Below are 13,536 nucleotides of genomic sequence, written 5' to 3'. Positions count from 1 at the left end.
TAATAAAAACAATAAGTTTGAAACTGTTTTGGAGATGCAATGATGAACACAGCGGCAGAAATCAGAGGGCGGATATTTAATATCCAGAAATACTCAATTTATGACGGTGATGGCATTCGAACCCTAATTTTTCTTAAAGGATGCAATATTCGTTGCCCTTGGTGCGCTAACCCTGAAGGGCTAAGTAGCCAGTTCCAAGTGATGTTTTCCCACGATAAATGCGTTGGATGTGGGAAGTGTGTAGATGTTTGCCCTGCGGGGATCCATTACATGACTACCAATGAACAAGGGGAAGCCGTCCACCGCGTGAATCGTAGTATTGACTGCATCGGTTGCCGTAAATGTGAGGAAGTGTGCATTTCTGATGCGCTAGACATTATGGGGAAAGATGTCACGGTCTCTGAAATGATGGAGATCATCATGCAGGACTACGATTTTTATATTTCCTCTGGCGGAGGTGTCACGATTGGTGGCGGTGAAATGAGTTTACAGACAGATTTTGCCGTTGAGCTTTTGCGTGAATGCAAAAAAATGATGATCAATACAGCGGTTGAAACGCAAGGTACGACATCATTAGCGAATTATGAAAAGTTAGCCGAAGTTGTCGACCTATTCCTGTTTGATGTTAAGCATATCGATACTGTTGAGCACAAAAATCTGTTTGGTATTGGTAATGAAAATGTGCGTCGCAACCTCGAAAGATTAATGGAGTTAGGGGCAAATGTGGTGATGCGTATGCCTTTAGTTCGCGGATATAACGATTCTTTTGATGCAATAACAGGCGCAATTGAATACGCCATGGAATTGTCGAAACGCGGCAATTTAAGTCGAATTGATATTCTGCCTTATCACCAGCTTGGTCGCGGAAAATACGACAAGCTCGACATGATTTATCCCATCAAGAAAGACCCAACCTACAGCGCGGAAGAGTTAGATCAATTAGAGGCTTTCTTTAAAAAATTCGATTTCGATATTCGACTGGTTCGTCACTAAGTAGGAGAGAAAAATGAAAAGTTTAGGCGTCATTGAGACTTACGGGCTGACATCAGCAATACAAGCTGCGGATGCTGCATGCAAAGCGGCGAGTGTCGAGATTGTTGGCTACCGTAAAATCGGTTCTGGCTTAGTTTCTGTTTGTTTTCAAGGGGAAATTAGTGCAGTAAGAACCGCCGTTGACCATGGTGCATCGGTTATCAGCCATCAAGACCTATTAAAAGGCACATTAGTCATTGCCCGCCCAGAAGAGCGAGTGATCACCCAGCTGCTATCCACTAAGCATAACGCGAGCGAAGAAGAAAACGGTGTTGAAAAACCGGTCGTTGAGGCGCCCGTGGCGATGGATGTCGAGATTGCCGCTGTGGAGCCAAAAGCTGATGTGCGTAAAGGGAAAAAATCATGATAAACCAGCAGCTGATGGGAAAAATTCTGTCTCGCTTAGCTATGTCAAACCCAGCCTCAATGATTGATAGCCCCATTGCTATCCCTGTGGGCGTTTCGAACCGTCATGTCCATCTTTCACAAGAAGATGTTACCGCGCTTTTTGGTGAAGGTTATCAACTGACGCCATTTAAAGACTTGAAGCAACCAGGTCAATTTGCGGCAAAAGAGTGTGTGATGGTGGTTGGGCCTAAAGGGTCGATCAGTAAAGTGCGAGTGTTAGGACCCACAAGACCAACAACCCAGCTGGAAGTCTCGAAAGCAGATTGTTTTGCATTAGGTATTAAAGCGCCAGTACGTGAATCTGGAGATTTAAATCAATCGGGGAGTGCGTTGTTAATTGGCCCCGCAGGGCACGTTAATCTTTGTGAACAAGTCATTTGCGCTCAGCGCCATATTCACATGAATTTAATGGATGCTAGGTCGCTAAATGTCTCCAATGGACAGCGAGTATGTGTTCGCACGGAAGGTGAACGTAGTCTCGTATTTGATGAGGTCGTTGTTCGAGTGGATGCAAGGTTTTCTCTGGAGTTTCATATTGATACAGATGAAGCGAATGCGGCAGGGTTACGTAACAGTGACAGCGTGTTTGTTGTCAGTTAAGGACTAAACGAGCGGTGGCAATATGAACGAAAAAATGATTGAGCAGATAGTGTTACAGGTACTGCAACAGCTGAAACGGCGAGTCTTGGTGTTATTGTCCCCAAGCCAAGACTATCAACAGGCGGTTTATCAGCGTTTACTGCAGTTACCTTCAATGTCTTTTTCTTTCTATGCCACCAAGGAGATGCTAACGCAATCGACGATAAATCAATGGAAAGAAATTGGGCAATGTTTTGATATTCATACCTTTAATATGGAAAAACTTGCAGGATTTCACGGGGTTTTTCTCCCTTTTATAGGAACCAAGGTACTGAATGAAGTCGTGAATGGGTTGGCAACCAGCGAAGAGAGCGAAATTATCATCCAAACACTCTCTCGAAATATTCCTATCATGGCATTGAAATATCATTGCTGCCCTGACAGTGATTTGAACCAAATATTAGGTTTGAATAAAAATGAACATTATAACCGCCTTATTAAAGAGAATATGAATAAGGCTATCTCATTAGGTATTCAATTCGATACATTTAATAATATTGAAAATAAAATGCTCATTAAAAATGATGAGATATCGAGTGAAAATAAAATAAACCAGAATCGCTATATTACTTTGAGAGAAGTAATGAATGACCCAAAGGAATATTCCCTAAATAAAAATAAATTAACAGATTCGGCAATGGATTATTTAAAGTCTCTAAAAAAATAAATTTTATTTCAATTTAATATTTTAAACGTCTATCTATGTAGGAGTATTATCTATGTCCTCTAAAGCAAAATCATGGCTTTGGATGCTGGCGGTTATTATTTCTGAAACCTCAGCAACATCCACATTGAAAATGTTCGATAATAGTGAAGGAACAACTAAATCATTATTATTAGGTCTGATAGTGATTCTTTATGTTATCTGTTATTACTCTCTTTCTCGCGCAGTGAAATATATTCCGGTTGGGCTAGCGTATGCGACTTGGTCGGGTACCGGTATTTTGATGGTTTCAACTTTAGGTATGCTGTTTTATGGGCAGCACCCCGATATGGCGGCAATGATTGGGATGGGGGTTATTGCCTCTGGGATCGTGATTATGAACCTGTTTTCTAAAATGGGCTCGGATGAGGCGGAACCAGCTGAAAATTCGGATACGTCACTGTCTTCAACCAACAAAGTTGCTCATTAATAAGAAGAGAGAAATATTATGTTTACTGGATTTTTATGGTTGGCATTATCAATTGGTTCAGAAATCACGGGTACATCGATGATCAAAAAAACCAATAGTTTTAGCAAATTAGGCCCGTCAATTTTAGTGATTGTGGCTTATTGTCTGTGCTATTTCGCGTTAACACGTGCAATGGGCTATATCCCTGTTGGGGTTGCGTATTCCTTATGGTGTGGGTTTGGTATTGTTGGTGTGACGTTAGTTTCAATGATTTTATATAAACAAAAACCGGATGTGCCCGCAGTCTTCGCGATGGGATTAATTATCTCTGGCGGCATTATTATGAATACTTTCTCAAATATGTAACCTCGCGTTTTATCTCTCTTGTACCCATTGATTATTACCTGTGATTATCAGGTGATAATCAATGACTGTTTCACAACATAAAATGAATGTTTGACGCTAAGAGCCTCTATCTATCCTATGCTAATTTAAGCTATTACCATCGTTTAATTTAGGAATAAAGATATGCAAATTATTGAGTGGGACGACTTTACGAAAGTGGAAATGCGTGTTGGTACGATTATTCGTGCAGAAGTGAACAGTAAAGCAAAAAAGCCCGCTTATGTGATGGATGTAGATTTAGGGGAATTAGGAATTAAGCGTTCAAGCGCACAAATTACCGTGCATTACACCCCTGAAAGTTTAATTGGCAAACAGGTTTTATGTGTTTGTAATTTCGAAGTTAAACGTATTGCGGGTATCAAATCTGAAGTCTTAATTACAGGTGCCCCCGATGAAACGGGTGCCATTGTATTAGCTGAATTTAATCTACCTGTGCCGAATGGTTCTCGCTTAGCTTAAGCCGTCAGGCTGCATTTTTTTAATTAAAATCGTATACTCCTACTGTATGCCACCCAGTAGGAGCTTGCCTTGTTATTACCTGAATTGCACTATCGCCAATATTCCCAAGAGGTTATTTCTCATCAACATGATGGGCAATGGCAGGTAGTCTTTGCGTTATCAGGGGCGATGGAGATCAATATGCATCGTCAACATTGGCTGCTAAATGCGGGTCAGGGAGTGGTGATCCCGCCGAGTGTTAGTCACGCTTTCAGTGGGCAAGAAGGCAATCAAAATTATGTGCTGGAAATGCCTGCAACGGCGCAGTGGTCAGTAAATGAAAAAATGACGCATTTCACGCTGACGCCAGCGGCGGTGGGGTTATTAAATTGGTTGCAAAGTTTCCCTCAAGCACCGGAACAAAACTTTGCCGTTGCTCGCCTGTTATTAGCCCAGTTAAAACCAGAAAATCGTTGGGTTGATGAGCTGGTTCATTGGGTAGAGTTACGTCTGCATTTACCGATAAGCTGCGAAGATATCGCCTGCGCGTTTTATATGTCAGTCAGTACTTTACAGCGTAAAGTGAAAGCGGAAACGGGGCTTACGGTCATGCAATTCTTATTGCAAAAACGGATGGAGGCAGCGGGAAGTTTATTATTAACTCACCAAACTATTGAGCATATTGCCACTTTGGTGGGGTATGATTCTCACTCTGCATTTAGCCAAGCATTTCGTAAGTTTTACGGTAAAACCCCTCAGGAATATCGCCTACAATCCCTACCTAAACGTTAATTCTTCGCTATTTAGACTCTAAGTGCTCTGAAATTGTCACTGCGTATTCGCCATATAAAAAGTCGGTATTGATATTGGCTTGTTTGAGTTTTAGCTCGAGTAATGCTAATTGCTTACTGATGGCAACATAATTGGGGTCATCGGCAGAGAGTTGCTGCAGCATGTGACATAAATTCAGTGCTTCTTTTTTCTGTTGCAGTTCAGGCGGTAGATACCCAGAATTTTTAAGAATACGATAGCCTGCCCTTAATTCTTCAGGAACTTGGCTGTCATCATCAAGTTGCAAAGGCTTCCCTTCACCATTGAGGTTGGATAACTCCCCTTTATTTAAAGCGTCTTGAATATGACGCTCTGCCCAAAGATCAATGACAGACATTATGGCTCGCTCTGTAGTGAATAGGCGTCGATTATAGCGCTGATTAATCTAGATTAAAAACGTACATTAATCAGGCTAATTGGTATTTTACTTTGCTCTATCTAACTCAAATTTATTGTAAATGTAAAAATAGGTATTAATCGAATTAAATGGAATAAAACTGACGAAATTTGACATCTATTTAGTCAAAAATAATCATAAATGGCTTGTTAATATTATTAAAATGTTAGCTTGACCACATTTTTGTATTTTTATGATATTTAATTTTTATGGTTTTAGTTTTTAACATAAATAAAATTTAACAAAGTAAATATTCTATTTTTACTATCATCACGTTGATTGTTAGTTAATGTATTCGATTTGTATCAAATTTGTTGGTTTGAATTTATATGCTTGTAATTAGGTGAAGAGAAAAACATTGTGTAATGTTCATTTCTCTTGTTTATAAGGAGCATACATGGAACAAAAAAGACAAGAGGGTAGCCGTTTTTTACGAACGGTTGAGTGGCTGGGAAATGCTCTGCCACATCCTGTTATTCTATTCATTATCTTAATTGGGATTTTATTAGTCTCTTCCGCCGTTGGTCAGTATTTTGGTATTAGTGTGCCGGATCCTCGCCCTGAAGGTGCGAAAGGTCGTGCGGCAGACGGAATTATTCACATTGTTAGCCTGTTAGATGCGGAAGGCATCCGTAAAATTCTGTCTAACGTGGTCACCAACTTTACGGGATTCGCGCCTCTAGGCACGGTATTAGTTGCTCTTTTAGGGGTTGGGATCGCAGAACGTGCCGGTTTATTATCTGCCGCAATGCGTCTGATTGTTATCAAAGCGCCACGTAAATTAACCACCGTTGCGATTGTTTTTGCTGGGATTATGTCTAATACCGCGGCAGAACTGGGGTATGTGGTATTGATTCCGCTGGCTGCGATTATTTTCCATTCATTAGGTCGCCATCCATTAGCTGGGCTTGCAGCTGCATTTGCAGGGGTATCCGGTGGATATTCAGCGAACTTGCTATTAGGAACAGTGGATCCGTTATTGTCAGGGATCACTCAACAAGCCGCTCGCATTATTGACCCTACCTATATCGTTGGGGCAGAAGCAAACTGGTACTTTATGTTTGCCAGTACCTTCTTGATCACTATCTTGGGTTATTTCATCACAGAGAAAATTGTTGAGCCACAGTTAGGCCCTTATCAGGGCGGTGGTGTCGATGAGGACGAAGATAAACTCCGAGCCTCTGCTGAAGTCACTCCGCTGGAGAAAAAAGCACTTTTCTGGGCATCGGTGACTTTCTGGGGATTAGCGGCAGTATTAGCCTTAATGGTGGTGCCGGAAAGTGGAATTTTACGTAATCAAGAAACGGGGTTAGTGAGTAATTCACCTTTCTTAAAAGCGATTGTGGTGTTTATCTTTATTTTCTTTGCGGTTCCGGGGATTGTTTACGGCTATATCGCAAAAACCATGCGTAGCGACAAAGATGTGGTTGATGCAATGGCAAGCGCAATGAGCACCTTGGGTCTCTATTTAGTCATCATTTTCTTTGCTGCACAGTTCGTTGCATTCTTTGGATGGACAAATATCGGGCAAGTTATTGCGGTCAAAGGCGCTAATTTCTTAAATAGTATCGATTTACATGGTGGAATATTATTTGTTGGTTTTATTCTGATTTGCGCCTTTATTAACCTCATGATCGGCTCTGCTTCTGCTCAATGGGCGGTGACAGCACCGATATTTGTACCAATGCTAATGTTGGCAGGTTATTCACCGGAAACTATCCAAGCGGCTTATCGTATTGGTGACTCGGTGACCAATATTATTACGCCAATGATGAGCTATTTTGGTTTAATTATGGCAATCGTCGTCAAATATAAGAAAGATGCAGGGATTGGCACTTTGGTTTCAATGATGTTGCCATACTCGATTATTTTCTTTATTGGCTGGTCTCTATTCTTCATTATTTGGGTGTTTATTTTGGGATTACCGGTAGGGCCTGGATCCCCAATTTATTTTACGCCTGGAAGTTAATCTAATAATGAGTTTTTAAGGGTAAATAGATTTTTATTTACCCTTTATTATTTTCGGATGTATATTTTAAATTGGCTATAAATTGATAATCATAAGATAGCTTATTTTATGGGTTATTATTAGTTTGTTGGATTTGTAGTATTAAATGCTTGTTGTTGTTTTAATATTATCCTAAAGTTAATTTGTAAATTCAGTTTGTTTGTATGGCGATATCAATAATAGGCTTGTTTTCAATTTCATTTTTATTTGTTGTTTTTAATAAAAAAACAAGGTGGATAATATGTATAGAATGACAGTTTCTGCAAAGTTATTTCTGGCATCTTTTTTTACTCTTTTATTCGTTTTTCCTATATTTTGTTATTTAATCATTTTTCAATAATCAAAAATTTATTATTTAAGTTAATTTGATTATTTATTTTTGATATGCCGTGAAAATTAAAAATGCTGATTGTCATGTAAACGTCATTTGCTAGAGATATGGTCGTCATCAATCTGTCATGTGTTGGCGATATTTCTGTCATTTCTCGGTGATAAATTCTCTCTCGAACATAAATTGCGTGAATTCGCACATTTTAGTGTAAATCTTGGCGGATAAACTTCAGTCATAATAAAAGAGAGAATTGGCATGGCATCTATCAAACAGTCTGCTTTAGCAATGATGTTAGGCATGGCTTTTAGCAGTCAAGGAATGGCAGTCACCACAATCCCATTCTGGCATTCAATGGAAGGTCAGCTTGGCGAAGAAGTGAATGACCTTGTCACTCGCTTTAATGAAACTCACCCAGATTACAAGGTGGTTCCTACTTATAAAGGGAACTATGAGCAAAGCCTAGCTGCGGGGATTGCGGCATTTCGTTCTGGCAATGCGCCTGCGATATTACAGGTTTATGAAGTCGGTACTGCGACGATGATGTCATCCAAAGCTATCAAACCTGTCTACGAAGTTTTCCAAGAAGCCGGAATTGATTTTGATGAGTCTCAGTTTGTGCCTACTGTTTCGGGCTATTACAGTGATGCAAAAACAGGACATCTGTTATCTCAGCCTTTCAATAGCTCTACTCCCGTTCTTTATTACAATAAAGAAGCCTTCAAAAAAGCCGGTTTAAACCCAGATACCCCACCTAAAACATGGCAAGATCTTGCTCAATATACTGAAAAATTACGTGAATCAGGAATGAAGTGCGGCTATGCCAGCGGTTGGCAGGGCTGGATCCAAATTGAAAACTTCAGTGCATGGAATGGTTTGCCTGTCGCATCGAAGAATAACGGTTTTGATGGCGCAGACGCGGTATTGGAATTCAATACTCCAGACCATGTAAGGCATATCGAGCAGCTGCAAGATATGAATAAAAAAGGCACCTTCAGTTATTTAGGGCGTAAAGACGAGCCAACTGAGAAATTCTATAACGGAGATTGTGCCATTATTACTGGCTCCTCCGGTTCTCTCGCGAATATTCGCAAGCACGCTAAGTTTGATTTTGGTGTTGGCATGATGCCTTACGATGCACAAATCCCAACGGCACCACAAAACGCTATCATTGGCGGTGCGAGCCTGTGGGTGATGGGCGGTAAAGATCCTGCCACGTATAAAGGCGTTGCAGAGTTTATGAAATTCTTAGCTGAACCTGAAAATGCGGCGAAATGGCATCAAAATACCGGATATTTACCCATTACAACGGCAGCGTATGAGTTAACGAAAAAATCCGGTTTTTATGACAAAAACCCGGGAGCGGATATTGCGACTCGCCAAATGTTAAACAAAGCCCCATTGCCTTATACCAAAGGATTACGCTTAGGTAATATGCCGCAAATTCGCACCATCGTGGATGAAGAGCTAGAGTCCGTGTGGTCAGGTAAAAAGACCCCACAACAAGCCCTCGATGCCTCTGTTGAGCGTGGTAACCAATTACTGCGCCGTTTCGAAAAATCCACTCAGTAATGAGTTCTTTCGCCTCTCTTGATGGAATTAAGAGAGGCGCTGCATCACATCTGATTTATTGGATTGCTTATGTCATCATTTCGTCCCGTCTTTCGCTCCCGCTGGTTACCTTACGCGCTAGTATTACCGCAGCTAATCATTACGGTGATTTTCTTTATTTTGCCTGCTGGGCAAGCGCTCTGGTATTCATTACAAAGTATTGATCCTTTTGGGTTATCCAGTGAATTTGTGGGGTTAGAAAACTTCACTCAACTCTTTAGCGATAGCTACTATGTAGACTCCTTCTATACCACAATGATTTTTAGTGCTTGGGTGGCGGGAAGTGGGCTTGTGGTCTCGCTGTTTTTCGCGGCGTTGGTTGATTATGTGGTAAGAGGAAGCCGTTTTTACCAAACATTAATGCTGCTGCCTTATGCTGTTGCCCCTGCTGTTGCGGCAGTTTTATGGATGTTTTTGTTTAGTCCCGGCAGAGGATTGATAACCTATGGTTTGGAATCCATTGGCTATGACTGGAACCATGCCCAAAATAGCGGTCAGGCAATGTTTTTAGTGGTTTTAGCCTCAGTTTGGAAACAAATCAGTTATAACTTTTTGTTTTTCTTCGCTGCCTTACAGTCTATTCCACGCTCTTTGATGGAAGCGGCGGCTATTGATGGAGCTGGGCCTATCCGTCGTTTCTTTAAAATATCCTTACCATTAATTACTCCAGTAAGTTTCTTTTTGCTGGTGGTGAATTTGGTGTATGCCTTCTTTGATACTTTCCCTGTGATTGATGCGGCAACGGGCGGGGGGCCAGTACAAGCGACGACGACACTGATTTATAAGATTTACCGTGAAGGTTTTTCAGGGCTCGATCTCTCTTCATCCGCAGCACAATCCGTGATTTTAATGGGTTTGGTGATCATCCTAACGGTGATTCAATTCCGTTTTATCGAGCGTAAGGTACGTTACCAATGATTGAGAAAAATCGTGGACTGAGCGTATTCAGTCATTCAATGCTGGTAATTGGGATTTTAGTGATTTTATTTCCGCTGTATGTGGCTTTTGTTGCCGCGACACTCGACGATAAAGCAGTCTTCGATACCCCTATTACCCTAATACCTGGCTCTCATTTATGGGAAAACATCCTGCATATTTGGAATAACGGCGTGGCAGCGAATAGCGCCCCATTTTGGTTGATGTTGGTGAACAGCACCATTATGGCGCTGGTGATAGCGATTGGAAAAATTACGATTTCGATGTTATCGGCTTTTGCCATCGTTTGGTTCCGTTTTCCGTGCCGTAGTCTATTTTTTTGGATGATTTTCATCACGTTAATGTTGCCTGTCGAAGTGCGTATTTTCCCCACGGTAGAGGTGATTTCCAACTTAAACATGGTGGATAGTTACGCAGGGCTAACCTTGCCATTGATGGCATCCGCCACGGCGACCTTTTTATTTCGCCAATTTTTTATGACGTTACCGGATGAATTGATTGAGGCTGCACGGATTGATGGTGCTTCGCCAATGCGGTTTTTCATCGACATTGTGTTGCCGTTGTCCAAAACAAACTTAGCGGCGTTGTTTGTGATCACCTTTATTTATGGTTGGAACCAATACTTATGGCCGATCTTGATCGTTGCAGATCCCAGCTTAGGAACCGCAGTTGCAGGGATCAAAGGCATGATCGCATCGGGTGAGGGTACGACGCAATGGAATCAAGTGATGGCGGCAATGTTGCTCACGCTTATTCCTCCGGTTCTTGTGGTATTAGCTATGCAGAGGGCGTTTGTGCGTGGCTTGGTCGATAGTGAGAAATAACCATGGCAGAATTAAAACTTCAAGCCGTCACCAAAAGTTGGGACGGAAAAAATCAAGTGATCAAGCCGCTTACCGTGGATGTGGTGGACGGCGAATTTATCGTAATGGTGGGGCCTTCTGGGTGTGGTAAATCTACGTTACTACGGATGGTGGCAGGACTTGAGCAAGTCACGAGTGGTGATATTTGGATTGACCGAAAGCGGGTCACACATCTAGAGCCCAAAGAGCGTGGCATTGCGATGGTATTCCAAAATTACGCTCTGTATCCCCATATGAGTGTTGAAGAAAATATGGCATGGGGACTAAAAATTCGTGGGCTAGGAAAAGAGATTATTCGCCAAAAAGTGGCGGATGCCGCACGGATTTTAGAGCTTGATGGATTATTAAAGCGCCAACCGAGAGAGCTTTCTGGCGGCCAGCGTCAACGTGTGGCAATGGGGCGTGCCATTGTGCGTGACCCAGCCGTATTCTTATTTGATGAACCGCTTTCTAACCTCGATGCAAAGTTGCGGGTACAGATGCGCCTTGAATTGCAACAGCTCCATCGTCGCTTAAAAACCACCAGCTTGTATGTGACACACGATCAGGTGGAAGCGATGACCTTGGCGCAGCGAGTGATGGTGATGAATAAAGGCGTTGCGGAACAGATTGGCTCCCCAGTTGAAGTGTACGAGCGTCCTGCCAGCCGTTTTGTGGCGAGTTTTATTGGTTCTCCTGCCATGAATTTGCTGGAAGGAAAACTGAGTTCGGATGGTTCTCGCTTTGAACTCAGTGGTGGAATGCAATTACCGTTAGGTAGAACGTATTTACAGTGGGTAGGGCATGCGCTAACGTTAGGTATCCGACCGGAACATTTACAGTTAGGCTCTGAATCGTCAGGGGGGATCCCGCTGGTAGTAGAGACCCTTGAAATGTTAGGTGCTGATAATCTCGTGCATGGCCAGTGGGCTGGGCAGAAAGTCATTGCACGCTTAGGGCATGAGCATCGCCCTCAGATTGGCTCCACGTTATGGCTTCATCTTCCTGAAGCCCATCAGCATTTTTTTGATACTCAATATGGACATCGTTTATGAATCTTTGGCCTTATCCTAAAATTGTCGCCCATCGTGGTGGCGGTAAATTAGCCCCTGAAAATACGCTCGCAGCGATTGATGTCGGGGCAAAATATGGTCACACCATGATTGAGTTTGATGCCAAGTTATCTCGCGATGGTCAAATTTTCCTTCTGCATGATGATACCCTTGAGCGAACGAGTAATGGGTATGGAATTGCAGGGGATTTTGACTGGAGCCAACTGGTTAAAATTGATGCGGGAAGTTGGTATAGCCAAGAGTTTGCCAACGAGCATTTGCCGCTACTATCTCAAGTGGCTGAGCGTTGCCAACAACATCGCATGATGGCGAATATTGAAATTAAGCCAACCACTGGCTTGGAGATTGAGACAGGAACCGTGGTGGCATTAGCGGCTCGCCAACTCTGGCAAGGACAAACTGCACCGTTACTCTCTTCATTTTCCATTGAATCCCTTGAAGCGGCTCAAGCCGCAGCACCTGAATTGCCACGCGGTTTATTACTGGAAGAGTGGCGAGAGGATTGGCGTGAACTGACAACGCGTTTGGGATGCGTGTCTATCCATTTAGATCATCTCTTATTGGATAAAGCTCGGGTCGAGCTATTGAAGCAAGCGGGCTTATATATTCTGGTGTATACGGTGAATGACCCTGAACGCGCCAAATTATTATTAGCGTGGGGCGTTAATGCAATTTGTACTGATCGTATTGATTTAATCGGCCCAAATTTCCCCGAGGAGTAAATTAAAAAATTCGTTTATTTTGAATGACACCTCAATGTGCAATACGCTGATTGAGGTGTTTTTTTATGGCTAAAATAAGTAAATAATTCGATTAAAAGCAACGAGTTAGTCCGTCAAGTGATTCTAGTTAATTAGGACTAACTTTTTCTCACTCTCCCGAAAATATTGGTTAGTATCTCGCCATCTTATGAACCAAGACGAGGCCGAGATGGCGACCCAATCAATTGTAGCTCCTCATGATTCAACCTTTAAAGGCTTTATGAGCAAAGTGGATAATGCGCGGGATTTTTTTGAAGTCCATCTTCCTAATCGCATTAAACACCTTTGCAATTTTGATACGTTGAAGTTAGCCAGCGCTTCATTTGTGGATAAAACATTGCGCTCTCGTTTCTCGGACATGCTCTATTCCGTTCAAACGCTCAAGGGTAAGGGATATTTTTATTTCTTGGTGGAGCACCAATCTTCCCCCGATAAGCTGATGGGTTGGCGGCTGATGCATTACGCATTTTGCGCGATGAATCAGCATTTGCAGCAGGGGCACCAAACTTTGCCGCTGGTGGTTCCCATCCTGTTTTATCATGGAAATCAATCCCCTTATCCCTATTCCCAATCATGGACGGATTGCTTTGAGTGGTCTGATTTAGCTCATAGTTTGTACTGTAATCCATTGCCTTTAGTGGATGTGACAGTGGCAAGTGACGATGAACTGGTGAATCACCGAAAAGTCGCGGCGATGGAGTTAGTTCTCAAACAT

At 42.2% G+C, this 13,536-nt stretch carries 13 protein-coding genes and 3 pseudogenes; 15 read left to right on the top strand and 1 reads right to left on the bottom strand.

Annotated features, from left to right (window positions below; all coding sequences use genetic code 11):
• The first annotated feature begins 42 nt into the window (after positions 1-42).
• The 8 genes and pseudogenes from cutD (at position 43) to GKR74_RS07905 (ending at position 4,826) form a co-directional block, all read left to right on the top strand.
• The gene (cutD, locus tag GKR74_RS07940; protein WP_154603192.1) at positions 43-993 is read left to right on the top strand and encodes a choline TMA-lyase-activating enzyme; all 951 of its coding nucleotides are present in this window, start codon (positions 43-45) and stop codon (positions 991-993) included.
• Between the two features lie 13 nt (positions 994-1,006).
• Positions 1,007-1,402 (top strand): annotated as a pseudogene (locus tag GKR74_RS07935) (BMC domain-containing protein).
• Entirely contained in the window at positions 1,396-2,040 is a 645-nt protein-coding gene (locus GKR74_RS07930) for a phosphate propanoyltransferase (protein ID WP_036949251.1), read from the top strand. The pseudogene GKR74_RS07935 and the gene GKR74_RS07930 overlap by 7 nt, the downstream one beginning before the upstream one ends.
• A gap of 22 nt (positions 2,041-2,062) precedes the next feature.
• Entirely contained in the window at positions 2,063-2,746 is a 684-nt protein-coding gene (locus GKR74_RS07925; RefSeq protein ID WP_154603165.1) for a hypothetical protein, read from the top strand.
• A 52-nt stretch (positions 2,747-2,798) separates the two neighbouring features.
• Positions 2,799-3,212, top strand: coding sequence for a DMT family transporter (locus tag GKR74_RS07920; protein WP_154603164.1), 414 nt, complete (start codon positions 2,799-2,801; stop codon positions 3,210-3,212).
• 18 nt (positions 3,213-3,230) lie between these two features.
• Positions 3,231-3,557: a DMT family transporter gene (locus GKR74_RS07915; protein ID WP_036949254.1), complete on the top strand. Its 327-nt coding sequence runs from the start codon at positions 3,231-3,233 to the stop codon at positions 3,555-3,557.
• Positions 3,558-3,719: 162 nt separating this feature from the next.
• Complete coding sequence (locus GKR74_RS07910; protein ID WP_154603163.1) at positions 3,720-4,055, top strand: tRNA-binding protein; 336 nt, start codon at positions 3,720-3,722, stop codon at positions 4,053-4,055.
• A gap of 69 nt (positions 4,056-4,124) precedes the next feature.
• On the top strand, positions 4,125-4,826 hold the full coding sequence (locus GKR74_RS07905) for a helix-turn-helix transcriptional regulator (RefSeq protein WP_154603162.1): 702 nt from the start codon (positions 4,125-4,127) through the stop codon (positions 4,824-4,826).
• Between the two features lie 7 nt (positions 4,827-4,833).
• Here GKR74_RS07905 and GKR74_RS07900 read toward each other — a convergent pair whose 3' ends face one another.
• The gene (locus GKR74_RS07900; RefSeq protein ID WP_154603161.1) at positions 4,834-5,202 is read right to left on the bottom strand and encodes a DUF1992 domain-containing protein; all 369 of its coding nucleotides are present in this window, start codon (positions 5,200-5,202) and stop codon (positions 4,834-4,836) included.
• Positions 5,203-5,659: 457 nt separating this feature from the next.
• Between GKR74_RS07900 and GKR74_RS07895 the strand changes: the two genes are divergently transcribed.
• The 7 genes and pseudogenes from GKR74_RS07895 to GKR74_RS07865 all read left to right on the top strand — a co-directional run.
• Positions 5,660-7,231, top strand: a complete 1,572-nt coding sequence (locus tag GKR74_RS07895) for an AbgT family transporter (RefSeq protein ID WP_154603160.1) — start codon at positions 5,660-5,662, stop codon at positions 7,229-7,231.
• Between the two features lie 625 nt (positions 7,232-7,856).
• The gene (ugpB, locus tag GKR74_RS07890; RefSeq protein ID WP_154603159.1) at positions 7,857-9,170 is read left to right on the top strand and encodes a sn-glycerol-3-phosphate ABC transporter substrate-binding protein UgpB; all 1,314 of its coding nucleotides are present in this window, start codon (positions 7,857-7,859) and stop codon (positions 9,168-9,170) included.
• A 69-nt stretch (positions 9,171-9,239) separates the two neighbouring features.
• Positions 9,240-10,175: pseudogene (ugpA, locus tag GKR74_RS07885) on the top strand (sn-glycerol-3-phosphate ABC transporter permease UgpA).
• The gene (ugpE, locus tag GKR74_RS07880; protein ID WP_154603157.1) at positions 10,124-10,969 is read left to right on the top strand and encodes a sn-glycerol-3-phosphate ABC transporter permease UgpE; all 846 of its coding nucleotides are present in this window, start codon (positions 10,124-10,126) and stop codon (positions 10,967-10,969) included. Before ugpA ends, ugpE begins: the two are co-directional and overlap by 52 nt.
• A gap of 2 nt (positions 10,970-10,971) precedes the next feature.
• Positions 10,972-12,093 (top strand): annotated as a pseudogene (locus tag GKR74_RS07875) (sn-glycerol-3-phosphate import ATP-binding protein UgpC).
• Positions 12,039-12,782 (top strand): glycerophosphodiester phosphodiesterase, encoded by a 744-nt coding sequence (gene ugpQ, locus GKR74_RS07870; RefSeq protein WP_154603155.1) that lies wholly within the window; start codon positions 12,039-12,041, stop codon positions 12,780-12,782. The pseudogene GKR74_RS07875 and the gene ugpQ overlap by 55 nt, the downstream one beginning before the upstream one ends.
• Positions 12,783-12,990: 208 nt before the next feature.
• Positions 12,991-13,536: Rpn family recombination-promoting nuclease/putative transposase (locus GKR74_RS07865; protein WP_154603154.1), on the top strand; the 546-nt coding region annotated here is incomplete at its 3' end.

The organism is Providencia sp. wls1914, assembly GCF_009706645.1.
GTDB classification, from domain to species: domain Bacteria; phylum Pseudomonadota; class Gammaproteobacteria; order Enterobacterales; family Enterobacteriaceae; genus Providencia; species Providencia zhijiangensis.
This window is presented reverse-complemented; position numbering and strand designations above follow the sequence as displayed.

What these genes read in the sequence shown, in the direction of transcription:
- cutD (WP_154603192.1), top strand. Translation starts at nt 43, where the DNA reads ATGAACACAGCGGCAGAAATCAGAGGGCGGATATTTAATATCCAGAAA.
- GKR74_RS07930 (WP_036949251.1), top strand. Translation starts at nt 1,396, where the DNA reads ATGATAAACCAGCAGCTGATGGGAAAAATTCTGTCTCGCTTAGCTATG.
- GKR74_RS07925 (WP_154603165.1), top strand. Translation starts at nt 2,063, where the DNA reads ATGAACGAAAAAATGATTGAGCAGATAGTGTTACAGGTACTGCAACAG.
- GKR74_RS07920 (WP_154603164.1), top strand. Translation starts at nt 2,799, where the DNA reads ATGTCCTCTAAAGCAAAATCATGGCTTTGGATGCTGGCGGTTATTATT.
- GKR74_RS07915 (WP_036949254.1), top strand. Translation starts at nt 3,231, where the DNA reads ATGTTTACTGGATTTTTATGGTTGGCATTATCAATTGGTTCAGAAATC.
- GKR74_RS07910 (WP_154603163.1), top strand. Translation starts at nt 3,720, where the DNA reads ATGCAAATTATTGAGTGGGACGACTTTACGAAAGTGGAAATGCGTGTT.
- GKR74_RS07900 (WP_154603161.1), bottom strand. Translation starts at nt 5,202, where the DNA reads ATGTCTGTCATTGATCTTTGGGCAGAGCGTCATATTCAAGACGCTTTA.
- GKR74_RS07895 (WP_154603160.1), top strand. Translation starts at nt 5,660, where the DNA reads ATGGAACAAAAAAGACAAGAGGGTAGCCGTTTTTTACGAACGGTTGAG.
- ugpB (WP_154603159.1), top strand. Translation starts at nt 7,857, where the DNA reads ATGGCATCTATCAAACAGTCTGCTTTAGCAATGATGTTAGGCATGGCT.
- ugpE (WP_154603157.1), top strand. Translation starts at nt 10,124, where the DNA reads ATGATTGAGAAAAATCGTGGACTGAGCGTATTCAGTCATTCAATGCTG.
- ugpQ (WP_154603155.1), top strand. Translation starts at nt 12,039, where the DNA reads ATGAATCTTTGGCCTTATCCTAAAATTGTCGCCCATCGTGGTGGCGGT.